This is a genomic window from Streptomyces wedmorensis, assembly GCF_000716445.1.
GTDB lineage: Bacteria > Actinomycetota > Actinomycetes > Streptomycetales > Streptomycetaceae > Streptomyces > Streptomyces wedmorensis.
Window position 1 is genome coordinate 1 of the sequence record NZ_JNWK01000084.1, and the last position, 23,408, is coordinate 23,408.

A 23,408-nucleotide genomic window follows, 5' to 3' on the forward strand; every position below is an offset into this window, starting at 1 on the left:
CACCCGCCCCCGCCGCACCCTCCCCCAGGCCGTCCCCGTCCCCACCGCCGCCTGACCCTCGTCCGCGGACCGGGCGCTCTCCCCCGGAGCGCCCGCCGCCGCTGCCTGCCCCTGTGGGTGTCGACTGCTGATGCCGGACGTCAATGATCGACTTGACAGCCCGATTACGGGGCAAGGCCACTGGGATCAGACAAGCAGCGGCACGACACACACGGTGACCGGCTGATTCGCGGAGTCGAGAATTCCGGCAAGAGCGGCGTACGGAAAGGGCGATGCCGCCTCTCGACCCGGATGCCGCACACGCGGCAGCCCTCCCGCGTGTCCACAATGGGATGCCCTGCCCATCATGTGACCCACGGTTTGACACGCCCGATAGGCGCTACAAGCGTTGCCAAGGACAAACGGCGGAAGACTTCGCCGCGCAGCCGAGAAGGAGGCTGAGTCCAGATGCCGAGGAGACTGACAGCCAGACGGCTGGGGGCCGCACTTGCCGCGGGCGCCGCAGCGTTCGCGTTGGGCATCGGCGGCGCAGGTGTCGCCGACGCCAAGATCCAGCCGGTCGACACCCAATGCACCAACAACGGCGGCCAACAGCCCGGCGGCCAGCAGCCGAGCTGTACGGGCGGCGGGCTCACCCAGGAGAGTGAGAACCAGAACCCGTCCGGCCACGCCCCACCCGGACAGAACTGACGTCACATGACGCGAGGAGGGAAGCACCCTCCGTAGCAGCGGGTCTCGGCGACCCGCTGCTTCCTTACGCGCCTGAAGCTCGCTGAGGGCACCTCGATCCTCCGGCGTGGCGGCGTCATCCTGATCCCATCGGTCGGCACCCGCGTACGGGCCCCCTCCATCCCTGAGCCCAAGCACCCCTGCCGGAACCGGGCGCACGACCTGCGGCACACCTGCGCCTCCCTGCTGCTCGCGCAGGGCGCGGATGCCCGGATCATCATGGAGACGCTCAGCCGCAGCACGATCACGATGGCGCTCGACACCCATGCGCACGTCCACGCAGACGACCCTCAGGGCGGCGGCCGAGCGAATGGACGACGCTTCGGGGTGGGAACCCGACCAGGACGAGGACGACCACGACTCGTCCCCGCCCCGTCAGCCGAACGGGCGCCAGGACCCGAAAGCGGAGTAGCGCGTCTGAGCGCGTGGTCGGACGCTGATGCCATGAACCAACCCCCATCCGGGCAGGAGCCCCGCCCAGATCCGTACCAGCAGCCGTGGGGACAGGGCGCACAGCAGCCTCACGCCGGGGCCGGCTGGCAAACCCCGCCGGGCGGTGGCGCACCTTATGGAGCAGCACCGCCCAAAAAGAAGCGACGGAAGTGGCCGTGGGTGCTGCTCATCCTGGTCCTGCTGGCGGCAGGCGGGTGCGTAGCCCTCATCGCGGGCATCTCCAACGAAGTGTCAAAAGAAGTCACCGTGGAGTACGCGGTCACTGGCGACGCCAGAGACGTAACCATCGCCTACTCCGTCTGGAACGACGACGGCATCTCGTCAAGGTCCGAAACCGTCGAGAAGCTGCCGTGGCGGAAGACCCTGAAGACGAAGGGCTTCATGAAGGGTGGATCACTGCTCATCAGCCTGAGCGGGTCAGGAGGGACGGCCACCTGCTCGGTGAGCGTGGACAACGACTCGCCGAAGACGGCCATCGCCTCCGGGCCATCGGCGGCAGCCACCTGCAGCGGGTTCTGAATCGAGTACGAGTGAAGGACGTTGATGTCACCCGCTGATGTCGAAGGCCCCCTGGACGATGTCCAGGGGGCCTTCGATCTGTGTGCACTCGGCAGGATTCGAACCTGCAACCTTCTGATCCGTAGTCAGATGCTCTATCCGTTAAGCTACGAGTGCTTGTTTTTAGTTTTTGTCTTCGCTCCCCGGTCTTTCGACCCGCTCGCGGCGACAGGAAGAACATTACATGACTGCCGCCGTCATGTGAAATCCATTCCCCACACCCGTTGTGACCTGCGGAAACGTCCTGACGGGGGGCGAGGGGGAGGTGGCTGGGCGGTGGGCGCGAGGGGGGATCGCGGGGGTGGAAAACGCGGAAAGAGACCGGGGTCACACGGGTGGGCCGCGAGGGGTTCGGGGCGGGAATGAGTGAAGCCCCGGCCTTGGGGGCCGGGGCTTCGGTGGCGGAGGCGGAGGGATTTGAACCCTCGATGGGCTTGAAGGCCCAAACCGCATTAGCAGTGCGGCGCCATAGACCGGACTAGGCGACGCCTCCTCGCACCTCGCGCATGCGCGGTGGTGCGTGCAGATGATGACACAGGCGAACCGGCTGTCACCAATCGATTCTCACCGTACTAGGAGGGTGGGGTCCAGGGCAAAGCCCGACGGCGGGGCGCGGAGGAGCGGGAAGGGCCTCGGGCGGGGTGCGCGGGCTGGGGTGGGGCACCGGCGGCACGGGTTGCGGCACGGGTGGCGCACAGGGGTTGCGCAACGTGGGGGCGGCGGGAGCGTTAGAGGGGCGGGCGCGTCGTGCGTCCGCGTCCGTCGTCACCTCGTGCTGCTGGAGATCCGAATGCTGCGCAGTCTCGTCCTCGCGACCCTCGCCACCGCCGCAGGGACCGCGGGGTTCGGCCCGTTGCCGCCGTTGCCGTTGCTGTCGGGGCCCGACGCGCTGACGGTGACGGTGGAGAAGAGCGGGTATCCGACGGCGGACGGCATCTTCGAGCTGACGTGCGACGGCGGGCCGGAGGGGAACCACCCGGCGGCGGCGGACGCGTGCAAGCGGCTGGAGCAGCTGGCGGAGGAGGGGGCGGACCCGTTCAGGGCGGTTCCCGGGGACGCGCTGTGTACGCAGGTGTACGGCGGGCCCGCACTCGCGCACGTCACCGGCACCTGGCAGGGCCGTAAGGTCGACGCACGGTTCTCCCGGGCGAACGGATGCGAGATCGGCCGCTGGGAGAACCTGGAGCCGGTCCTTCCGATCGTCCGGGGATGACGCCCGGAGGCTCCCTTAGACTCCCTTCAGTGACAGGCTGCGGCCCGAGGGGCAAGATGGGGCCGCGGTCGGTGGGCAAGCACGTGCAGTGGTTCTGGGAGGAAGCGTCGTCGTGAGCAGCAGGCCATCCCGAGGCGCTGCTCGCCTCGCAGCGATACTCGACGCCCTCCCCGACGGCCTCGTGCTCGTGAACTGCAACGGCACGGTCGTCAACGCCAACACGATCGCCCTCGGCATGTTCGAGACGCCGGGCACCGCGCTCGTCGGACGCGGTCTGCTCGACCTGCTGCCCGGCTTCGACTCGCGCCTCATCCCCGGTTCCATGCGCCGTCCCGAGGGCACCGACGAGCGGGGCCGTACCAAGCCCGCCCGGATGATCGCCCGCCGTACCGACGGCAGTGAGTTCGCCGTCGAGGTGACCAGCGCCAGCCTGGAGGACGGCCGCGAGGCCTACGACTCGTACGGCGGCTACACCGGCGACGAGCTGCTGATGCTCGTCGTGCGGGACCTCACCGGCACCCTCGACACCGAGGCCGAACTCGCCCGCTCGCAGCGCCAGACCGAGATGATCCTGCGCGCCGCGGCCGAGGGCGTCGTCGGCACGGACACGGACGGCCGGGTCGTCCTGGTCAACCCCGCCGCCGCGCAGATCCTCGGCTACCGCGCCGGCGAGCTCGGCGGCCAGGAGCTGCACCCGCTGATCCTCGCCAAGCGCGCCGACGGAGAGCCGTTCCCGTACGAGGAGTCGCCGCTCGCCGACACCCTCAAGTCCGGACGGAAGCACCGGGTGCGCGGGCAGGTCCTGTGGGCGAAGAAGGGCGACCGGGTGCCGGTCGACCTGACGACCGCTCCGGTACGGGACGGGGACCAGCTCGTCGGCGCGGTGATGACCTTCACCGACCGCAGGCCGTACGAGGAGCTGGTCGAGCAGCACGCCGCCGAACTCGCCGAACTCACCGAGCGGCACGCCGCCGAGCTCGCCGACCGCGCGGAGCGGCACGCCGCCGAGCGGGAGGCGCAGCAGGAGCGGTACGCCTCGCTGGCCGCCCGCCACGAGCAGCTGACGGCCGTCCTCGCCGAGTCGCTGCGCGGTCCCCTCGAGGAGCTGCGCACCCAGTTGGGCACCCTCGCGGCCGACGACGCCGGGCAGCTGTGGCCCGAGGCCAACCAGGTGCTGCACCACCTCGCCGCCGGGTACGCCCGGATGACCGCGCTCGTGGACAACGTCCTGGGCTTCCAGCGCCTCGACGCGGGCGCGGAGGAGCTCGACAAGCGGGTCGCGCTCCTCGACGGGGTCGTGACGGCCGGCATCGACGCGGCCGTCGAGCTGATCGGGCCCGGCCGCGCGCAGTTCGCCGTGCACGCGCCGCCGATCGAGGCCGAGGTCGACCCGGTCCGGCTCGCGACCGCGCTGGCGCACCTCGTCGCGGACGTCGCCGGCGTCGACGCCACCGGCAAGAACCGGACCACCGCCCAGGGCACCGTGCCCGCCGACTCCACGATCGTCGTCGCGGCCGCGCAGCGCGGTGACGTCGTACGCATCGAGGTCCGCGGCCCGTACGCGGGCGGCGACCCGGTCCACGGGCCGGTCGTGCGCGGGATCGTGGCGGCGCACGGCGGTGTCGTGCAGACCCACGAGGTGCCGGGCACGAGCGGGGGCGCGTACGTCCTCGAGGTGCCGGTCGGCGCCGGGCGTGGCACGGTCCCGCCCGCACCGAGGAACGACCCGCCGGAGGGCGGCGGCCGGGAGGCCCTCGCGCTGCCGGCCCAGGCCACCGCGTCGGCGACGGGCACGGGTCCGGGTGCCGGTGCCGGAGCGGGTGCCTCCGCGGGCGGGGGTGCCTTCGCGGGTGCGGGTGCCGCCGCAGGTGCAGGTGCGGCCGTCGATGCCAGTGCCGGTTCCGGCGCCGGTGCGGACGGGTACCCCGCCTCCGCCTCGGACACGTCCGGTGGGGGGCGGCGGCGGGCCCGGCGCGGGTCCACCGACGCCTTCCTGGAAAGCGCGGTCGCGCCCGAAGGGGAGAACCGGGTCGGCGCCGAGCCCAGTGGGCGCCGCCGTGCCCGTACGGGAGAGGCGGCCGGTCCGGCCGAGCTGATCCCGGCCCAGCAGAACGCGGCCGTGGACGCCGTACCGGCCGGAGCCGCTGTCGGCGACCCCGCGGGGCGCGTCGAGCCCACCGGGCGCCGTCGGGGCCGTCCCGCCGAGGGCTCCGTGGTGACCGCCGCCGAGGGCGCGCAGGGGCGTGCCGCGCTGGGGGCCGCCGTGCCGCCGCAGGGGGTCGCCGTCGAGCCCACGGGGGCGCCCGCCCTCGCCCGGGCCCTGCCGGCCGTGTCCTCCGGCGAGGACGTGCCCCAGGAACGGCCGAGCGGACGTCGCCGCAGGGCGCTGGCCGCGGCGCAGGAGCGTGCGGCGGCGGCCGACGCCGGGCCGCGGACGCCGTTCGCGCTGCCGCCGGCCGATGCCGACCGCGCGCCGGACGAGCCGGTCCATGGCGACCCGCTGCCCGCCGGTTCCGTGCCTTCGGGCCCGCCGGCAGCCGGTTCCGTGCCCGGACTCGGTTCCGGTCCCGTACCCCTCGACTCCGTGCCCGCCGATCCGCTGCCCGCCGGGCTGGGCCCCGTCTCCCCGGCCTCGCCCGCTCCGGGAGCCGGTGCGCTGCCCGTGTCCGACGAGGGTCGGCACGAGGCGGTACGGGGTGTGCCGGGGGGCGATCACACGCCGCCGCAGCCGCACCCGATGCCGCGGTCCCCGCTGCCGGACGAGCTCCGGGACGGGCCGGCGGCCGAGGCGACCGGGCGTCGCCTGGCCGTCGCACCGCCGGCCCCGCGGTCCGAGTCCGGGGTCGATGCCCGGAGCGTCACCGGCTCGGGAAGCACGGGTTCGGTGAGCACGGGTTCGGGGAGCACGGGTTCGGTGAGCGGCACCGGATCCGTGCCGTTGCCGCCCGAGTTGCCGATGCCGAAGGACTCGACGCAGGGGCGGGCGTTCAGCGTGCGCACGCTCGGGCAGGGCGTGCCGTTCGTCCCGCCCGCACCGGCCGCCGTGCCGGCCGCGCCGCCCGCCGCGACTCCTGTCGCGCCGTCCAACGGGTCGGGGCGGCGGCGGAAGCTCGCCACGCCGCCCGAGGTGGACCCGCCGGTGCCGGCGGCGCTGCCCGCGCCGGCCGAGGCCGAGGCGAGGCCGCACCCGCAGGCGTCGCCCGAGGCCGCGCTCGGACTGGTACCGGCCGCGCCCGAGGGGCGCGCGTACGCCATAGGGGCGCCCGCCGAGGGCTCCGCCGAGGGGCCCGAGCCGCTGGACGGCCCCGGTGGGGCCATCGAGGTCGCCAACCGGCCGGCCCCGCGTCCCGTGGACGACGAACTGCCCCCGGAGCCCCTCGACAACCCGCGTCGGCTGCTCGTGTGGCCCGCGCCCGACGTCGCCACCCAGCAGGCGCTGAGCGACCGCGGCTACCGACCGGTGATCGTGCACTCCCGCGAGGAGGTCGACGCGCAGATCGCCGCCTTCCCGGCCGCGCTGTTCGTCGACCCGCTGACCGGGCCCATCACCCGTACCGCGCTGCAGTCGCTGCGTCAGGCCGCCGTCGCGGCCGACGTACCGGTGCTGCTGGCGGCGGGTCTGGGGCAGGCGACCCGGGAGGCGGCGTACGGCGCCGACCCGGCCGTGCTCCTCAAGGCGCTCGCGCCGCGCGACAGCGAGCAGCACCCGTCCCGGGTCCTGCTGATCGAGGAGCACGACGACATCGCGCAGGCGCTCGCGGCCACGCTCGAGCGGCGAGGGATGCAGGTGGCGCGGGCCGCGACGGACACGGAGGCGGTCGCGCTCGCCACGGAGACGCGGCCGAACCTGGTGGTGATGGACCTGATGCAGGTGCGTCGCCGCCGGGCCGGGATCATCGACTGGCTGCGGGCGAACGGGCAGCTGAACCGTACGCCGCTCGTCGTCTACACCTCGGTCGACCTCGACGAGGAGGAGCTGCCGAAGCTGTCCTCCGGCGAGACGGTCCTCTTCCTCGCCGAGCGGTCGAACAGCACCGAGGTCCAGGCCCGGATCGTCGACCTGCTCGCGAAGATCGGCACCAACTAGGGCCTGTCCGGAGGGGAGCGCGTCCGGGCGGCAGCGCCTTGTCCGGACGGCAGCGCCCTGTCCGGACGGCAGCGCCCTGTCCGGACGGCAGCGCCCTGTCCGGACGGCAGCGCCCTGTCCGCGCGGCAGCGCCCTGTCCGCGCGGCAGCGCCCTGTCCGCGCGGCAGCGCCCTGTCCGCGCGGCAGCGCCCGTCTGCCCGAGCCGGGCGGGACCTTCCGGCGAGGTCCTTGGTGCCTGTCCGGTCATGACCGGCAGGACACCTCCCGGCAACGGGAGAGGGGAGGGCGCCCCCGCCCTCCCCTCTCCGTACGGGATGTGCCCGGCTACAGCTGGGTCACGTCCAGCTCGCCCTCCGCGTACTGCCTGCGGATGACCTTCTTGTCGAACTTGCCGACGCTCGTCTTCGGCACCGCCGGCACGATCGCCCAGCGCTCCGGCAGCTGCCACTTGGCGATGCCGCCCTCGTCGGCGAGGAAGGACCGCAGCGTGTCGTAGTCGGCCGCCTCGCCCTCCTTGAGGACGACGGTCGCCAGCGGGCGCTCGCCCCACTTCTCGTCCGGTACGGCGACGACGGCGGCCTCGGCGACCGCCGGGTGGGCCATGAGGGCGTTCTCGAGCTCGACGCTGGAGATCCACTCGCCGCCGGACTTGATGACGTCCTTGGCGCGGTCGGTGAGGGTGAGGTACCCGTCGGGGCTGATCACGCCGACGTCTCCGGTCTTCAGCCAGCCGTCCTCGCTGAACTTGTCGGCGGGCCGGATCGCCTCGGCGTCCATGCCGCCGAAGTACGAGCCGGCGATCCAGGTGCCGCGGACCTCCAGCTCGCCCGCCGACTCGCCGTCCCAGGGCAGGTGTTCGCCGCCGGGGCCGACCAGACGGGCCTCGACGCCGGCCGGGAAGCGGCCCTGGGTGACGCGGTACGGCCACTCCTCCTCGGCCGTGAGGCCGTGCGGCGGGTGGGCCATGGTGCCCAGCGGGGAGGTCTCGGTCATGCCCCAGGCGTGGCAGAGGCGGACGCCGAGCCGGTCGTACGCCTCCATGAGGGAGGGCGGACAGGCGGCGCCGCCGATGGTGACCTGGGTCATCGAGGAGAGGTCGCGGGGGTTGGCGGTGACCTCGGCGAGCAGGCCCTGCCAGATGGTGGGCACGGCGGCCGCGTGGGTCGGCTTCTCGCGCTCGATCATGTCGGCGAGCGGGGCCGGCTGGAGGAAACGGTCCGGCATGAGCATGTTGATGCCGGTCATGAAGGTGGCGTGCGGCAGGCCCCAGGCGTTGACGTGGAACTGCGGGACCACGACCAGGGTCGTGTCCTTGTCGGTGAGGCCCATCGACTCGGCCATGTTGACCTGCATGGAGTGCAGGTAGATCGAGCGGTGCGAGTAGACGACGCCCTTGGGGTCGCCGGTGGTGCCGGAGGTGTAGCACATCGCCGCGGCCGAACGCTCGTCGAGCTCGGGCCAGTCGTACGTCGTCGGGCGGCCGGCGATCAGCTCCTCGTAGTCGTGCACGCGCGGCGCCGCCCCGTCCAGGACGGAACGGTCCCCGGGGCCCGCGACGACGATGTGCTCGACCGTCGGAAGGTGCGGGAGCAGCGGCGCGAGGAGGGGGAGCAGGGAGCCGTTGACGATGACGACCCGGTCGGCGGCGTGGTTGACGATCCACACCAACTGCTCGGGGGGCAGGCGGAGGTTGAGCGTGTGGAGTACCGCGCCCATGGAGGGGATCGCGAAGTACGCCTCGACGTGCTCGGAGTTGTTCCACATGAGGGTGGCGACGCGCTGGTCGCCGGTCACGCCGAGTTCGTCGCGCAGGGCGTTGGCCAGCTGGTGCGCGCGGGCGCCGGCCTCCGCGAACGTGCGGCGCTGCGGCTCGGGCTCGCCCGTCCAGGTGGTGATGGTGGACTTCCCGTGGATCGTCATCCCGTGCTTCAGGATGCGGCTCACGGTCAGCTGTACGTCCTGCATGGTGCTGTACACGGGGCGTCCTCCCGGTGGGCGCTACGTGGCAGAAAGGGTGTGGAGATTCTGCGCACATACCAAGCGGTATGTCACTACCCGGGAGTACGGAATTTGCCAGTGATCACTGGCGGATGTGCGCGGACGGGGCCCGACGCCCGTTTCGCTACCGTACGGGGGTCAGCTCCGGGTCCTCCCGGAGCTTGCCGAGCGCCCTGGACACCGCGCTCTTGACCGTGCCGACCGACACCCCGAGCACCTCCGCGGTCTGCGCCTCGCTCAGGTCCTCGTAGTACCGCAGGACCACCATCTGCCGCTGCCGCTCCGGCAGCTTCAGGACCGCGCGCCACATCGCGTCGTGCAGCACCTGACGCTCGGCCGGGTCCGGCTCCGGAAGACCGGTCGGCTCCGGCAGCTCCTCGCAGACGAACTCGTCGACCTTGCGCTTGCGCCACTGCGACGTGCGGGTGTTCAGCAGCGCCCGCCGGACGTAGCCGTCCAGCGCGCGGTGGTCCTCGATGCGCTCCCAGGCCACGAAGGTCTTGGCGAGCGCCGTCTGGAGCAGGTCCTCGGCGTCCGAGGGGTTGGCGGTCAGCGAACGCGCGGTGCGCAGCAGTACGGGCCCGCGCGCCCGGACGTACGAGGAGAAGGTCGGGTACGACGCGTACTGCGAGGCACCGGCGCAGACGGGGCCAGAGGGTGGCGGAGTCATGACTCCACGCTAGGAGGGGACGCACCCCCGGCGGATCGGCCCCAGGTCCCGAACCGCGGTCCGCCTCAGGTTGTAGGGGCGGCGACGGCTCCACCTCCTCTGGGTGGAGTACCCCCACCCCCACCTCAGGGTCGAAACCCACCCCGGGGCGGGCTCGCCGGAGGTCAGGGCGGGGACTCGGCCGGGTCGCGGCCGGCGGTTCGGGCGGTCGTGGGCGGGTGGTGGTCAGGGGGTCGGGGCGGTCGTGACGACGGCGACGGGTGCGTCCACCGCGCTGCGGTCGATCTGGAGACTGCGACCGCCGTGCGACTCGGCGACGTCGCCCACGTACTGGTGGATCCGGGCGTGCGGCGTCCAGGCCGTCGGGTGCAGCGAGGACTCGACGTACAGCGAGGGACTGCCCCGCCAGCGCGCGAACCACATCACGGACGGCAGGTCCTTCGTACCCGCCTTCCGCTGCGCCTCCATGTCCCGCACCCCCGAATCGGCGCTGCTGTAGAAGCCCGGGACGTAGCCGAGGCGCCGCACCTCCCGGTTCCAGGCGCGGACGAAGCTGAGCGTGGTCGCGACGCAGCGCGCGTCATCCCGCCGGTAGGCCTCGATGTCGAGGTAGAGCGGGCTGCCGGCGCCGATCCCCAGGGCCCGCGCCGCCCGCACGGCGTCGCCCGCCTCCTGGGTGCCCTGCAGCGAGGGGCTGGTGCCGATGGCGTACTTCCGCTTGGCGGGTGCGATCACGCACGGTGCCTGGGAGCCGACGAAGAGGGGCAGCAGTCGCCAGCCCATGTCGTGGACCGAGGTGACCCACGCGCGGCTGAGCTCCCGCTGCCCGGGGCATCCTCGGCCGCGGCCCCCGAAGTAGATTCCGACGGCCCCGTACGACGAGCTGCGCCACGCCTTCATCACCGCGAGGGACGGCGCCTCGCAGGTGTCGAAGGCCTTGCCCACGTAGTACGCGGGTGTGGGCGCCGGAGCGGGTGCGGGTGCGCCTGGTCGTGTCCCCGCCGAGGCCGGGGCCGTCAGGAGCGCCGCCCCGGCCACCGCGGCCATCAGCGCGGCCACCGCGGCCCGCACCCCGGGACGGCGACGCGCCGCGGACGGGGAGCGGTTCGACCACTCACGGGGTACGGGTACGGGGCCGGGCTCGGGTACGGCGTCGGGTTCGGGTTCGGGTGCATCGTCGGCGGGGCCGGGTACGAGGTCGGTCGGCGCGGCGGTGGGCGCGTCGTCGTCGGCGGGGGGTCTGGGGGGCCGGGATCCTGTGCTCATGGCGCGAGTGAAGAACCGCGAGCGCCGCCCGGCCACCGCTGGGCCCGTCGCCTCAGCCGTCCGTGCCCAGGATCAACCCGGACGTGGGAACACCGGTGCCCGCCGTGACCAGGGTCCGGGCCGCGCCGGGTATCTGGTTGACCGAGGTGCCGCGGAGCTGGCGTACCGCTTCCGCTATGCCGTTCATGCCGTGGAGGTAGGCCTCGCCGAGCTGGCCGCCGTGGGTGTTGATCGGGAGCGCGTCGGCCGCCACGAAGTCAGCCGCCTCGCCCGGCCCGCAGAAGCCGAACTCCTCCAACTGCATCAGCACGAACGGGGTGAAGTGGTCGTAGAGGATGCCCACGTCGATGTCGGTGGGGGCGAGCCCGGACGTCCGCCACAGCTGCCGGGCGACCACGCCCATCTCCGGAAGGCCGGTCAGTTCGTCGCGGTAGAAGCTGGTCATGGCCTCCTGCTTGCGTCCGGCGCCCTGCGCCGCCGCCAGGATCACGGCGGGCGGATGCCGCAGGTCGCGGGCGCGCTCGGCGGAGGTGACGACGATCGCCTGGCCGCCGTCGGTCTCCTGGCAGCAGTCGAGGAGCCGCAGCGGTTCGACGATCCAGCGCGAGGCGGCGTGGTCGGCGAGGGTGATGGGCTTCCCGTGGAAGTAGGCGGCGGGGTTGCGTGCCGCGTACCGCCGGTCGGTGACGGCGACGTGGCCGAAGGCGTCCGGCGTGAGGCCGTAGGCGTGGAGGTACCGCTGGGCGGCCATCGCGGCCCAGGAGGCCGGGGTGAGCAGTCCGAACGGCAGCTGCCAGCCGAGGGCGGCGCCTTCGGCGGAGGGCTCGCGCTGCTGGACGCCGGAGCCGAAGCGGCGGCCGGAGCGCTCGTTGAACGCCCGGTAGCAGACGACGACCTCGGCGACGCCGGCCGCGACGGCGAGCGCGGCCTGCTGCACGGTGGCGCAGGCCGCCCCGCCGCCGTAGTGCACGCGGGAGAAGAAGGACAGCTCGCCGATGCCGGCCGCCTGGGCGACGGTGATCTCGGGGTTGGTGTCCATGGTGAAGGTGACCAGGCCGTCGACGTCGGCGGGGGCGAGTCCGGCGTCGTCGAGGGCCGCCCGCACCGCCTCGACGGCGAGCGAGAGTTCGCTGCGGCCGGAGTCCTTGGAGAACTCGGTCGCGCCGATGCCGACGACGGCGGCCCGGCCGCCCAGGTCGTCCCGGGTGTGGAGGCTCATCGTCCGACCTCCACGGTGACCGTCCCGGTGACGTGGTGTCCGAGCCCGTTCGCCCCGACGACCCTGACGTCGACCGTGTTCCCGTCCACCTCGGTCACCGTGCCGGTCAGGACCATGGTGTCCCCGGGGTGGTTGGGGGCGCCGAGCCGGATGGCGACCTTGCGGAGGACGGACTCGGGGCCGAAGTGGTCGGTGATGTAGCGGCCGACGAGTCCGTTGGTGGTGAGGATGTTCATGAAGATGTCCGGGGACCCCTTCTCCCGGGCCAGCTCGGCGTCGTGGTGCACGTCCTGGTAGTCGCGCGATGCGACGGCCCCGGCGACGATCAGGGTGCGGGTGATCGGGATCCGCAGCGGCGGCAGCTCGTCCCCGGGCCTCATGACGGATCTCCCTTCGCGAGCAGGTCGCCGAGTTCGGCGAGGAGTTCGGTGCCGCAGCCCAGATAGGCGTCGAGCTGGCGGCCCCACAGGAAGTGGCGGTGGACGGGGTGGTCGAGGTCCGCGCCCATGCCGCCGTGCAGGTGCTGCCCGGCGTGCACGACCCTCTTCCCTGCCTCGGAGGCCCACCAGGCGGCGGTCAGGGCCGCCGCCTCGGCGTCCAGGCCCTCGTCGAACCGCCACGCGGCCTCGTAGGCCGTGACCCGGATGGCCTCGGTGTCCATATGGGCGTCCGCGGCCCGTAGTTGCACCGCCTGGTGCGTGGCGAGCGGCCGCCCGAACTGTTCCCGTACCGAGGTGTACGCGACGGCTCTGGCCAGCGACCCGGCGCACACCCCGGCCTGCAACCCGGCGAACGCGATCCGCGCGGCGGCGAGCACGTCGTCGTGGGCCGCCGCCCGGGCTTCGGTGGGCGCCCCCGGCCGCTCGGCCGCCGCCCCCAGTCGCTCGGCGGGCGTCTCGGCCAGGACGAGTCGGCCGGCCGACCAGGGCGCGGTGAGCTCGACGGACTCGACGGCCGCCGCGTCCTCCGTGCGGACCAGCCACAGGGCGCGGTCCGCGTCCGGGACGAGGACGTGGGTGGCGTCCCGGAGCCACGGCACCCAGTCCACGACGCCGCTGAGCCGTCTGCCGCCCGAGGCCGGAGGGAGTGGCTCGCCGCCGGAGACCGGAAGGAGTGACTCGCCGCCGGAGACCGGAAGGAGTGACTCGCCGCCGGAGACCGGAGGGAGTGGCTCGCCGATCGGGCCGGGCGGTGGGCCCGGCGTCGTCGGGTTCGGAGCGCGGCCCTGGCGAAGTTCGCCGCCATCGGCCGGGGCCGTGGCCCGGCCCCGTGCCTCGTGCGCCGTGGAGACCACGCCTCCTGCCGGCAGGGCGCCGGTGATCACCGTCGTGCCGTCGCGGAGGCCGGGGAGGAGGCGGGCGCGCTGCTCCGCGGTGCCGTGGCGGGTGACGGCGAGGAGCCCGTACACGCAGGTCGCGGCGAAGGGGACCTGGGCGGTGACGCGGCCCTGTTCCTCCAGGAGGAGGACGAGGCCGAGGAGGCCGGTGTCCTCGACGGCGCCGGGGAGGCCGGCCGCGCAGAGTGCCTTCCAGAGTTCGGCGTCGGTGCCGGTGCCGGCGGCCCTGAGCCGCTCGTGGGTGGCGAGGTCGCCGAAGACGCGGGCGGCCAGCTCCCGGGCGGCCTCCTGCTCCTCGGTGGGGGTGAAGTCCATGTCAGTCCTCCCCTCCCGCGCGGAAGACGGGGAGCTCGAGCTCCTCGTCGGCCCGCAGGAACTCCAGCCGGACCGGCATCCCGATCCGCACCTTGTCGTACGGCACTCCCACCACGTTGCTGATCATCCGTACGCCCTCGGCGAGTTCGATCAGTCCCACCGCGTAAGGGGGGTCGAAGGCCGGGAAGGACGGGTGGTGCATCACCACGTACGAGAAGACGGTCCCGGCGCCGCTCGCCTCGACCGTGTCCCATTCCCCCGAGCCGCAGTCGGCGCAGCCCGGCAGCCAGGGGAAGCGGAGGGCCGCGCAGTCGCCGCAGCGCTGGATGAGCAGTCTGTGCGCGGCCACCCCCTCCCAGAACCCGGCGTTGTCCCGGTTGACCACGGGTCGGGGCCGCCTGGCGGGCGGCCGCTCAGCGCCGGTGCCGGTCGCGGGGGGCCGGCCGGCGGGGGCGTACTTGAGGATGCGGAAGCGGTGGGTGCCGGCGAGGGTGCCGCCGGTCCGCACGTCCATCCGCGTCGTCACGAAGTGCCCCGTGCCGAGCTTGGTGGTCTTGCGCGGCGAGACGGACTCGATGACGGCGTCGAAGGTGATCTCGTCGCCCGGCCGCAGGGGCCGCAGGTACTCCTGCTCGCAGTCCGTCGCGACCACCGAGGTGTATCCGGCACCGTCGAGGAGGGCGGACAGCTCCTCGTATGCCCCAGAGCGGTCGGTGTGCCCGGAGAGGCCGCCCATCGTCCACGCCTGGAGCATGGTCGGGGGAGCGATCGCGTCGGGTCCGCGGTAGGCGGGGTGGGTGTCCCCCATGGCCTCGCACCAGTGCCGGATCATGGGCAGGTTGACCGGGTCCTTGCCGGTGCCCCCGGTGGCGGCCGGCCGGCCCTCGTACGCGGCGAGCAGCTCGTACAGCCCGTCCGCGGTCGGTTCGGTGCCGCTCATCGCCGTCCCCTCCCCTTCATGCCGAGCCGCATCCTCGCGACGATCTCGCGCTGCACCTCGCTCACCCCTCCCCCGAAGGTGTTGATCTGCGCGGCGCGGTTCATGCGCTCCAGCTCACCGCCGTCGAACTCCCCCGGCGATCCCGCTCGCACCGTGCCCGCCCCGCCCGCGATCTCCTGACATATTCGATACACCTCCACCGCCGATTCGGTTCCCGCGAACTTCACGCCGCTCGCGTCCCCCGGGGCCAGCCGGCCGGCCCCCACGTCCCCCACGAGACGCCAGTTCAGCAGGCGTGTCGCGGCCAGCCGGGCATGTGCCTCGGCGGCCCTGATCCGGACCCACGACTCGTCAACGCGGCGCCTACCCGTCACCGGATCGGGGGTACGCGCTCGGTCGAGCACGGCCGCGAAGAAGTCCTCCGCCTGCATGCCGATCGCGGCGAGCGCGACCCGCTCGTGGTTGAGCTGGCTGGTGATGAGCCCCCAGCCGCCGTGCTCGGGCCCGACGAGGTTCCCCGCGGGGACCCGGATCCCGTCGTAGTACGTCGCGGTCGTCGTCAGCCCGCCCACGGTCGCGATCGGGGTCCAGGAGAAGCCGGGGGCGTCGGTGGGGACCAGCACGATGGAGATGCCCTTGTGCGGGGGCGCGTCGGGATCGGTGCGGCAGGCGAGCCAGATCCAGTCGGCGTTCTGCGCGTTGGAGGTGAAGATCTTCTGCCCGTCGATCACCCAGGAGCCGACGTCGCCGGGACTACCGCCCGGCGTGCTCCCCGCCGGCCCGGCCGGGTCCCGCACGGCCCGGGTGCGGAGCGAGGCGAGGTCCGTGCCCGCCTCGGGCTCGCTGTACCCGATGGCGAAGACGGTCTCGCCCCGCAGGATCCGGGGCAGGAAGTAGGCCTTCTGCTCCTCGGTCCCGTACGCCATCAACGTGGGCCCGACGGTGTTGAGGGTGACCATCGAGACGGGGGCGCCCGCCCGGTACGCCTCGTCGAAGAAGACGAACTGCTCGTCGGGGCCCCGCCCCTGCCCGCCGTACTCCTCGGGCCAGCCGAGTCCCAGCAGCCCGTCGGCGCCGATGCGGCGGAGCAGCCGGCGCTGTGCGCCGGTGTCGTCCGCGGGAGGCGGGCCGTCGGGCATCAGCTCCCTGAAGTACGCGCGGAGTTCGGCGCGCAGCCGCAGCTGCCGCTCGGTCGGGGCGAGGTGCACGGCGACGGCCTCCCGTGGGACGACTGAGGTTTCTGACTGTCCGTCAGATTCAGGACCCCTGTCAAGGTCGCCGACGGCCGCACCCGCCTCCGGAGCTCGCCGGAACCCCGGGCACGACAGCGCGACGGCCCGCACGCCGGTGCCGAAGCACCGCCGTACAGGCCGTCGTTCACACCGCGGTCACGCCCCCCGTCGGGCCGGCTCCCGTGCTGCCGGTCACCACCACGGAAGGAAGTTGACCACGTTGTTCGACTGGGCGATGTGGGTGAAGGCGGAGCCGTTCACACTCGCGGTGTTGTTCTGGTTGGAGGCACCGGAACCGGTCGCCACCTGCTGCGTCGTGGTCGAGTTGCCGTGGTTGTCCCCGCCCACGCCGCTGCCGATGATCGTGGCGACGCTCGTGTTCGATCCGTCGTCCGCGAACCCGCCGTTGTCGGCCTGGGCCACCCCCGTGAAGAGCGCGGCGGCGAGGGGCAGGGCGGCGGCAGCGGCGAGGATGCGGGCGGTACGGATGCTTGCCATGTGTGTTCCTCCGGGAACTGAAACTGGTGCTGGTGCACGGAGCTGCTTCTGAACTGATCTGAAGTACGGCCATTCCCAAGGCGGTTGGCCCACCGCCCCGGTCGTTCTCTGCTCGACGTCGCGAATCCAGAGTTGCCCACCGAATCCCCGGCGAACCACCCCGGAGCGGCCGATTCCCCCTCAAGCGTGAGGACAAGCAGATAAACCCCGGCACTCCGAGGAAAGCCGCAGCTCACCGCCGTACAGGAGGTTCGGGGCAGGCACGACCGGTGCGCCACAAGAGAGGAAGCGTTCCGGCACGTTTTGCGCCAATCTGCCCCTCGGCCGAACACCACGGCGCGTCCCCACGCCGAGGAGATCGAGCACACCCACGATTCCGGAGCGGACGTTCGACCACCGACGGCGATCCGCCGCCCCCGCCCTACCGGGCGGCGTCCCCCACCGCCGCCTCGAAGGCCGCGTACGCGGACGCGTCGAACAGCACGAACCGCACTTCCTCCACCTCGGTACGGGCCGCCCGTACCGTCTCGACGGCGATCCGGGCGCCGTCGTCCATCGGCCAGCCGTACACACCGGTCGAGATCGCCGGGAACGCGACGGTACGGTCCCCCAGCTCGTCGGCCACCCGCAGGGACTCGCGATAGCAGGAGGCCAGCAGCTCCGAACGGTCCTCGTCACGCGACCAGACCGGCCCGACCGTGTGGATCACGTGGCGGGCCGGCAGCCGCCCCGCCGTGGTCGCCACGGCCCGACCGGTCGGCAGCCCCTTGCCATAGTGCGAGCGCCGCAGGTCCTGGCAGGCCGCGAGGATCTCCGGACCGCCCTTCCTGTGGATGGCGCCGTCGACCCCGCCGCCGCCGAGCAGCGACGAGTTCGCGGCGTTGACCACCGCGTCCGCCGCCTCGGCGGTGATGTCCCCCTGCACGAGCACGATGCGCACCACGACGGGCCCCTTCCTCCGATCGACTCCCACCGGATTCAAGCCCCCCGCGTACGCCCCCTGCCACTCCTTTGAACCCGGGCCCGCTTCCCGCGGTCCGCTTCCCGCGGTCCGCTTCCCGCGGTCCGTCTCCCGCGGTCCGTCTCCCGCGGTCCGCTTCCTGATGTCCGCTTCCTGCAGTCCCGCTTCCTGCGGTCCGCGCACCGCCACTCCGGCTTCGCTCAACCCCGAAGGGGTGCCCCGGGAAGAACCCCGGGGCACCCCTTCACGGTCCGCTGTACGGGCGCGCACGCGTTCCGCCGACTGCGGTCGCGGCACAGCCCTACGGCTGGGGCGGCTGGGGCGGCTTGTCCTGACCCTGCTGCCCCGGGTCGCCACCCAGCTGCTGCTTGAGCTTGTCCTGGGCGGTGTCGACCTGGCCGCTGTACTTGCCCTGGGTCTTCTGGTCGACGAAGTCGCCGGCCTTGTCGATGCCCTGGGATGCCTTGTCCTCGTGACCCTTCAGCATTCCCTTGAGCTTGTCCATCATGGACATTCTGGCCTCCTAGCGCGATTCCAGCCCCTCCAGCATCAGGGCACCCCGCCCAAACCGCATCCGCTGAGCCCCGGCCCCGCCCCCACACGGCTGACGTCCATGAACTTCCACGAACGTCCACGAAGTTCCACGAAGTTCGCCGAACCCTCCGAACTGGCGTACGCCGCATTCGTATGCTCGGGCCATGACATTCTCTCGGCCCTACGGCGGGTACGAAGCCGGTCTGAAGACGATGGAAGTGTTAGCCCAGGTCAGGGCCCTCTACCAGGCGGGACGCTATGCCGAGGCCGAGGCCGAGGCGCGCGCCGTGGCCGCGGCCCAAGCCCGGCCGCACGACGAACCGTTCGCGCCGATGGCGTTGGGCATCGTCGGGCTCGCGGCGAGCGCCCAGGGCCGCCACGCCGAGGCGCTCACCACCTACGACGCCCTGCTGCCGGACTACGACAAGCTCTTCGGCGCCGAACACTCGATGACCCTGAAGCTGCGGACCGACCGGGCCCAGGTGCTGAACATGCTCGGCCGGCACGAGGAATGCGAAGCCGAGTGCGTGGCCGTCATGGAGACCGCGGCCCTCACCGAGACGCCGGAGACGCCGTTCCTCGTGATCGCCGCCCTCAACGGGCAGATCGCGGCCCTCAACGCACGGGGCGACCACCCGGCGGCCGAGGGACTGGCGCGTGAATTCCTCTCCGTCCACTCCGATCCGGACCAGTTCACCCTGATGGTGCGGCTGTCGCTGGCCCTCAGCCTCAATGGCCAGGGTCGCCACGAGGAGGCCCTCGCCGAGGCGAAGCGCGCCGACGAGATCCACCGCGGCCTGCCGCCGGAGCACCGCGGCCCGGAGACCGCGGCCCCCGACCTGGCCGCGGCCACCGCCCTCCACGGCCTCGGCCATGACACCGCGGCCCGCGCCCTGGCCACCACCGCCCACGACGCCTGCCTGACCGCCTTCGGCCCGGACAACATCCGCACCACCCAGGCCCGGGCACTGATCGACCGCATCGACGGCGTCGACGGCGTCGACGGCACCTGAGCGAACACCCCGCGCCCGGCCCACCGGGACGAACGCGGAGGGCGGCCCCCGGCTCCCGGGGCCCGCCCTCCATCCGACCTGCCGCTCGGACCTACCGCTCCGGCCTACCGCACCGACCGCGTCAGACGGGCGGCTCGGAGCGGCAGCACCCGTACCTGTTGGTCATGTCGTACTCGTGGCCGACGAGGATCCTGCGCGTACAGGCGGGGCACACGGCGGAGTTCACGGGATTGACCCGCATGACGTAGACGCCCTCAAGGTCGAACACCGCGTCCACCTGATCCTTGCCGTGCTCCGCGATGCCCTGCTGGACGAACTCGAACGCGCCGTAGACGGCACCGCATTCGCACACGACCCGGTTGGAGTACGAGTGACCCATGTCCTCGACCCTCAGCTCGGTCCCGATCCTCTGCAGCTCCTCGTTCGAGACGGGCTCCAGCCCCCGCTCCGCGACCCGCTTGGGCGTCCAGTACCAGGACTTGACCGCCGCGGCCTGCTCCGGGGTGAGGTAGAACGTCGCGGACCTGCCGTCCCGCAGGGTGTCCTGTACGGCGGCCACGACCGTGCTGTCGTCGGCCGAGATCACGGCCCTGCCGCTGCCGACGACAGCTCCGACGGAGTCGAGCGAGAAGCCTCCCATGACGCGTACCTCCAAGAAGGGCAGAAAGGACAGGGCCTCTCCGACCGCCGGAGATGACCCCGGCCGGGGCCCCGAGCGCCTGCACCGCGGTCACGAGCCCATGCCTGCTGCGATCGTCACCCACCGCACGGCCCCCCGCCATCCGGGACCTCCGACCGGACGACGAAGGGGCACCCCGTCACCGGGACGCCTTTCCTGGTCGGCGACCCGCGGCGACCCGTCCGCGGGAGGACGGCCGCTTTACCACCTCTCCGGACCGGGAAACCCCAGTCCGGAGCATCCGGCGGCCACCGCACGGGACGATGCATACGTACGGGCTGACGACGGTGGAAGCGGCGTCACGCGTACGAGTGGGTGTCGGGACGCCGCGCCCGGCTCCGCGGCAGCCGCCCCGTGGGGACGCGCGCTTCCGGATCCCGTGGGTCGGGAGAAGCGAAATGCCCGGCCCAGAAGGCGTTTCCGGCCCTCAATCGATCAGCGCTGTGTGCGTGTCTAACCCCAAGCCGACGCCTAGATTGTTCAGAATGTCACCTACTGCCCCAGTTGAAACTACGAGGTTTCGTCGCCTAGGAGCGTGTCATGCAGATTCGCAGGTGGCTCCCGGACCAGCCCACTCTCATCGGCCGTCACAACTGGCCGGACGAGGACGGCAAGGGAACACATCTGCGACTCCGGGCCGGCTCCATCGTCGTGCTGGACCGGCGGGCGTGGCGTGTCCTGGAGATCACCGGTTACCCCGACAACGCATGGCCGAAATCCTATGAGAAGGCATGGCGCGACCACGTGGAGCTGTGGTGGCACGCCAACGAACTGCGGCGGGCCGAGAACCAGGCGCTCAAACCGGCTCCCGAACGCGCCGAGTTCTACAGGCGACCGTTGGTGCTCGTGCTGCGCGACGAGAACCTGCCCCGGTCGGCGGTGAAGCACTGGTGCGCCCCCGCCAGCCTGGACTGGCAGGTCCTCCCCGAGCACTACGCCGTCTGCCGGGCCTGCGGCGAACTGCCGCCCTGCCACCACGGGGAGTACTTCCCGGAGGGCGGCCCCCGGCGTCCGGAGCAGAGCGGTGGCATCCCGCTCATCGTGCCGGAGGGCTGCTGCATGGGGTGCGCCGAGCAGATCAAGCCCCGCATGCGGACCGTACGTTTCCCCGGCCCCAACCTCTGGTACCCGGACCTCGGCGACGACACCGCGGTCTTCCACTCCCGCTCCTCCTGCGAGGACCAGGTGGAGTACTACCGCGCGCAGTGGCAGAGCGAGTACCCCCAGCCCGCCGCGCACCCGACGACGCCGACGTTCCCGGGCTTCGACCACATGGTCCTGCCGCGGGCCCGCCAGTCCCAGCTCCCGGCCCCGACCCCCCAGCACGGGAATGCCCCGGCCACGGTCCCGCAACACGACCAGGCTCAGGTCCCCCAGCACGGACAGGGTTCAGTTCCCCCGCACGTACAGGATCACTTCGCGGTCCCCCAGCACGAGCAGAACCACTTCGCGCTCCCGCACACCCGGGAGGAGGCGCGCACCTCCCTGGCCGTCGGCTCCGGCGCCTTCTCGCCGTCCTTCGGCGGCTACCGGACGGAGCCCGAGTCGTACCCCTCCGCCCCTCCGCCTCCCCCTCAGAGCGCGGCGCCCGTGCCCGCGCCCCCTCCCGTAGCCGCCGGTGACGCCGGCCCCGCCGTCCGGGCCGCGGAGGAGCTGAGCCGCTCCCTCACGGACCGGCCGGTCTTCCACAACGCGGAGCAGGCGGCCCGGGTGATCGAGGAACTCACCGCGGCGGTCCGCAACATCGCCCTCTGCCTGAACGACCCACAGGCCCGCAGCCACCCCTGAACCCACCCGCACCACGGCACCACGGCGCCACGGCGCCACGGCGCCACGGCACCGGGAACGCCGACGGCCCCTGACCGTTCCATCCGGTCAGGGGCCGTTCGTCTGCGGTGGGTGTGGGATTTGAACCCACGGTGACTCGCGCCACGACGGTTTTCAAGACCGTTCCCTTAGGCCGCTCGGGCAACCCACCTCGGCCCCGCCTCGCCTGCTGCGGAGCGGCTACAGCCTACCGGCTGGGTGCGGCTGCGGGGGTACCGGCTTTCCCGGGTGGGGAGGGGGGCACGGGGACCGGAGGCATCGGGCGGGAGTCGCGTACGAGGAGGGGAAGAGGAGCGGGGGGCGGGGGATCGTCCCGTTCGGTGCGGGGAACGACTGCGAACCGGGCGGGAGTTCGTGGGCGGTCTCCTTGCGTGACGCTTGTGCTCGGCGTGATCGGTTCACGGCGGGAGTGGCGTTCGGGGGGGGCGCCCCGCCGGCGCGTCGTGTCTGGCGCCGGACTACGGACCTTCCGCCTGACGTGCCGCCCGCCGTGACTGCTCGCGGCTGATTCGGCCGCGGGGGGGGGGACCACGGGTGGGCCTCACACGAGCGAGGGGAGCACCGGTGTCCGGGTGCTCCCCTCGCTCGTGACCGGCGGGGCGGTCAGCTGTCGCCGGTGCGCTCGCCGAGGGTGACGGTCGCGGTGGCGGTCTTGCCGTCGCGCTCGTAGGTGACCTTGACGGAGTCGCCGGGCTTGTGGGTCCAGATCTCGCTGATGAGGGTGGGGCCGCTGTCGATCTGGTGGCCGTCGAAGCCGGTGATCACGTCGCCCGCCTTGAGGCCCGCCTTCGCCGCTGGGCCGTCCGGGGTGACCGGGGCGGTGCCGCCGGCGCCCTGGGCGGCGATGGTGGCGCCGGCACCCTTGCTGTTCATGTTCACGGTCGCGCCGATCACCGGGTAGACCGGCTTGCCCGTCTTGATCAGCTGCTGGGCGACGTTCTTGGCCTGGTTGACCGGGATCGCGAAGCCGAGGCCGATCGAGCCCGCCTGGGACTGGCCGAAGCCGTTGCCGGTGGACTGGATGGCCGAGTTGATGCCGATCACGGCGCCGCTCGCGTCGAGCAGCGGGCCACCGGAGTTGCCCGGGTTGATCGAGGCGTCGGTCTGCAGCGCGCTCATGTACGAGTTGCTGCCGCCGGAGCCGTCGCCCGAGGCGACCGGGCGGTTCTTGGCGCTGATGATGCCGGTCGTGACCGTGTTGGACAGGCCGAAGGGCGCGCCGATCGCGATCGTCGAGTCACCGACGGCGACCTTGTCGGAGTCGCCCAGCGGCAGCGGCGTCAGTCCCTTCGGGGCGTCCGTCAGCTTCAGGACGGCCACGTCGTAGCCCTCGGCCCGGCCGACGACCTCGGCGTCGTACGACTTGCCGTCCGAGAAGGTCACGGAGAGCGCGCCGCCGTCCGCCGCCGAGGCCACCACGTGGTTGTTGGTGACGATGTGGCCTTCCTGGTCGTACACGAAGCCCGTGCCCGTGCCGCCCTCGCCCTCGGTGCCGCCGGACTTCGCCTGGATGGTGACCACGCTCGGCAGTGCCTTCGCCGCCACCGCGGCGACCGTGCCCGGGTCGCGCTTGAAGGAGGCCGGGGCGTCGCCCGAGGAGACCGTGGTCGAGCTGAAGCCGCCGTTGTCGCCGCGCTCGGCCGCCCAGTAGCCGATGCCGCCGCCGATGCCGCCCGCGACGAGCGCCGCCACCAGGACGGCCGCCACGATGCCGCCGGTCCGCTTGCGGGCCCCGGGGGCGGGCGGTGCGGGCGGGAGCGGCGCACCCCACGCCGGTACGGCCGGCGGAGGCGGCGGCCATCCGCCGGCGGAGGCCGCCGTGGCATGGGCCGGGGCCTGCGCGTAGGCGGGCGGCTGGGGGTGGGAGGGGGCCTGGGGGG

General features: G+C 72.8%; 19 protein-coding genes and 3 tRNA genes. 6 read left to right on the plus strand and 16 right to left on the minus strand.

Annotation, left to right across the window (positions count from 1 at the left end; all coding sequences use genetic code 11):
• The first annotated feature begins 447 nt into the window (after positions 1 to 447).
• The gene (locus OO54_RS38080; protein ID WP_033211652.1) at positions 448 to 690 is read left to right on the plus strand and encodes a hypothetical protein; all 243 of its coding nucleotides are present in this window, start codon (positions 448 to 450) and stop codon (positions 688 to 690) included.
• A gap of 651 nt (positions 691 to 1,341) precedes the next feature.
• Positions 1,342 to 1,701, plus strand: a complete 360-nt coding sequence (locus tag OO54_RS46165; RefSeq protein WP_157856592.1) for a hypothetical protein — start codon at positions 1,342 to 1,344, stop codon at positions 1,699 to 1,701.
• 83 nt (positions 1,702 to 1,784) lie between these two features.
• Here OO54_RS46165 and OO54_RS38095 read toward each other — a convergent pair.
• Both OO54_RS38095 and OO54_RS38100 read right to left on the minus strand, forming a co-directional pair.
• Positions 1,785 to 1,857, minus strand: a tRNA-Arg gene (locus OO54_RS38095).
• A 282-nt stretch (positions 1,858 to 2,139) separates the two neighbouring features.
• Positions 2,140 to 2,233, minus strand: a tRNA-Ser gene (locus OO54_RS38100).
• A 297-nt stretch (positions 2,234 to 2,530) separates the two neighbouring features.
• Between OO54_RS38100 and OO54_RS38105 the strand changes: the two genes are divergently transcribed.
• The gene (locus OO54_RS38105; RefSeq protein WP_033211658.1) at positions 2,531 to 2,953 is read left to right on the plus strand and encodes an SSI family serine proteinase inhibitor; all 423 of its coding nucleotides are present in this window, start codon (positions 2,531 to 2,533) and stop codon (positions 2,951 to 2,953) included.
• Positions 2,954 to 3,065: 112 nt separating this feature from the next.
• Positions 3,066 to 7,040 carry a PAS domain-containing protein gene (locus OO54_RS38110; protein WP_033211660.1) on the plus strand — a complete coding sequence of 1,325 codons (3,975 nt, stop codon included), beginning with the start codon at positions 3,066 to 3,068 and terminating at the stop codon, positions 7,038 to 7,040.
• A 324-nt stretch (positions 7,041 to 7,364) separates the two neighbouring features.
• On the opposite strand, the gene OO54_RS38115 is transcribed toward OO54_RS38110, so the two are convergent.
• The 11 genes from OO54_RS38115 to OO54_RS38165 all read right to left on the minus strand — a co-directional run bounded on the left by OO54_RS38115 (position 7,365) and on the right by OO54_RS38165 (position 17,989).
• Positions 7,365 to 9,017, minus strand: coding sequence for a long-chain fatty acid--CoA ligase (locus tag OO54_RS38115; protein ID WP_033211662.1), 1,653 nt, complete (start codon positions 9,015 to 9,017; stop codon positions 7,365 to 7,367).
• Positions 9,018 to 9,162: 145 nt separating this feature from the next.
• The gene (locus OO54_RS38120; protein WP_033211670.1) at positions 9,163 to 9,708 is read right to left on the minus strand and encodes a SigE family RNA polymerase sigma factor; all 546 of its coding nucleotides are present in this window, start codon (positions 9,706 to 9,708) and stop codon (positions 9,163 to 9,165) included.
• A 225-nt stretch (positions 9,709 to 9,933) separates the two neighbouring features.
• A complete protein-coding gene (locus OO54_RS38125) occupies positions 9,934 to 10,974 on the minus strand; it encodes a DUF1906 domain-containing protein (protein WP_324611640.1) in 1,041 nt (346 codons plus the stop codon).
• A gap of 52 nt (positions 10,975 to 11,026) precedes the next feature.
• Complete coding sequence (locus OO54_RS38130; protein ID WP_033211673.1) at positions 11,027 to 12,193, minus strand: lipid-transfer protein; 1,167 nt, start codon at positions 12,191 to 12,193, stop codon at positions 11,027 to 11,029.
• Positions 12,190 to 12,573: a MaoC family dehydratase gene (locus OO54_RS38135; RefSeq protein WP_017240488.1), complete on the minus strand. Its 384-nt coding sequence runs from the start codon at positions 12,571 to 12,573 to the stop codon at positions 12,190 to 12,192. Before OO54_RS38135 ends, OO54_RS38130 begins: the two co-directional genes overlap by 4 nt.
• On the minus strand, positions 12,570 to 13,844 hold the full coding sequence (locus tag OO54_RS38140; protein ID WP_033211675.1) for an acyl-CoA dehydrogenase family protein: 1,275 nt from the start codon (positions 13,842 to 13,844) through the stop codon (positions 12,570 to 12,572). The genes OO54_RS38135 and OO54_RS38140 overlap by 4 nt, the downstream gene beginning before the upstream one ends.
• A 1-nt stretch (position 13,845) precedes the next feature.
• Positions 13,846 to 14,784 carry a bifunctional MaoC family dehydratase N-terminal/OB-fold nucleic acid binding domain-containing protein gene (locus tag OO54_RS38145; protein ID WP_033211677.1) on the minus strand — a complete coding sequence of 313 codons (939 nt, stop codon included), beginning with the start codon at positions 14,782 to 14,784 and terminating at the stop codon, positions 13,846 to 13,848.
• Positions 14,781 to 15,992 carry an acyl-CoA dehydrogenase family protein gene (locus tag OO54_RS38150; protein ID WP_033211679.1) on the minus strand — a complete coding sequence of 404 codons (1,212 nt, stop codon included), beginning with the start codon at positions 15,990 to 15,992 and terminating at the stop codon, positions 14,781 to 14,783. Before OO54_RS38150 ends, OO54_RS38145 begins: the two co-directional genes overlap by 4 nt.
• 216 nt (positions 15,993 to 16,208) lie before the next feature.
• Positions 16,209 to 16,514: a hypothetical protein gene (locus OO54_RS38155; protein WP_017240485.1), complete on the minus strand. Its 306-nt coding sequence runs from the start codon at positions 16,512 to 16,514 to the stop codon at positions 16,209 to 16,211.
• A gap of 421 nt (positions 16,515 to 16,935) precedes the next feature.
• Complete coding sequence (locus OO54_RS38160; protein WP_033211681.1) at positions 16,936 to 17,457, minus strand: O-acetyl-ADP-ribose deacetylase; 522 nt, start codon at positions 17,455 to 17,457, stop codon at positions 16,936 to 16,938.
• 319 nt (positions 17,458 to 17,776) lie between these two features.
• Positions 17,777 to 17,989, minus strand: coding sequence for an antitoxin (locus OO54_RS38165; RefSeq protein ID WP_033211683.1), 213 nt, complete (start codon positions 17,987 to 17,989; stop codon positions 17,777 to 17,779).
• Between the two features lie 184 nt (positions 17,990 to 18,173).
• Here OO54_RS38165 and OO54_RS38170 point away from each other — a divergent pair, with 184 nt between their 5' ends.
• Positions 18,174 to 19,022 (plus strand): tetratricopeptide repeat protein, encoded by an 849-nt coding sequence (locus OO54_RS38170; protein WP_234439251.1) that lies wholly within the window; start codon positions 18,174 to 18,176, stop codon positions 19,020 to 19,022.
• Between the two features lie 121 nt (positions 19,023 to 19,143).
• Here OO54_RS38170 and OO54_RS38175 read toward each other — a convergent pair whose 3' ends face one another.
• Positions 19,144 to 19,662 (minus strand): hypothetical protein, encoded by a 519-nt coding sequence (locus OO54_RS38175; protein WP_033211685.1) that lies wholly within the window; start codon positions 19,660 to 19,662, stop codon positions 19,144 to 19,146.
• Positions 19,663 to 20,241: 579 nt separating this feature from the next.
• Here OO54_RS38175 and OO54_RS38180 point away from each other — a divergent pair.
• Positions 20,242 to 21,489 carry a hypothetical protein gene (locus OO54_RS38180; protein WP_033211690.1) on the plus strand — a complete coding sequence of 416 codons (1,248 nt, stop codon included), beginning with the start codon at positions 20,242 to 20,244 and terminating at the stop codon, positions 21,487 to 21,489.
• 105 nt (positions 21,490 to 21,594) lie between these two features.
• Here the strand turns inward: OO54_RS38180 and OO54_RS38185 are convergent.
• Positions 21,595 to 21,679 (minus strand) — tRNA-Ser (locus tag OO54_RS38185).
• A 452-nt stretch (positions 21,680 to 22,131) separates the two neighbouring features.
• The coding region (locus OO54_RS38190; protein ID WP_051787765.1) for a S1C family serine protease at positions 22,132 to 23,408 on the minus strand (1,277 nt) is incomplete at its 5' end.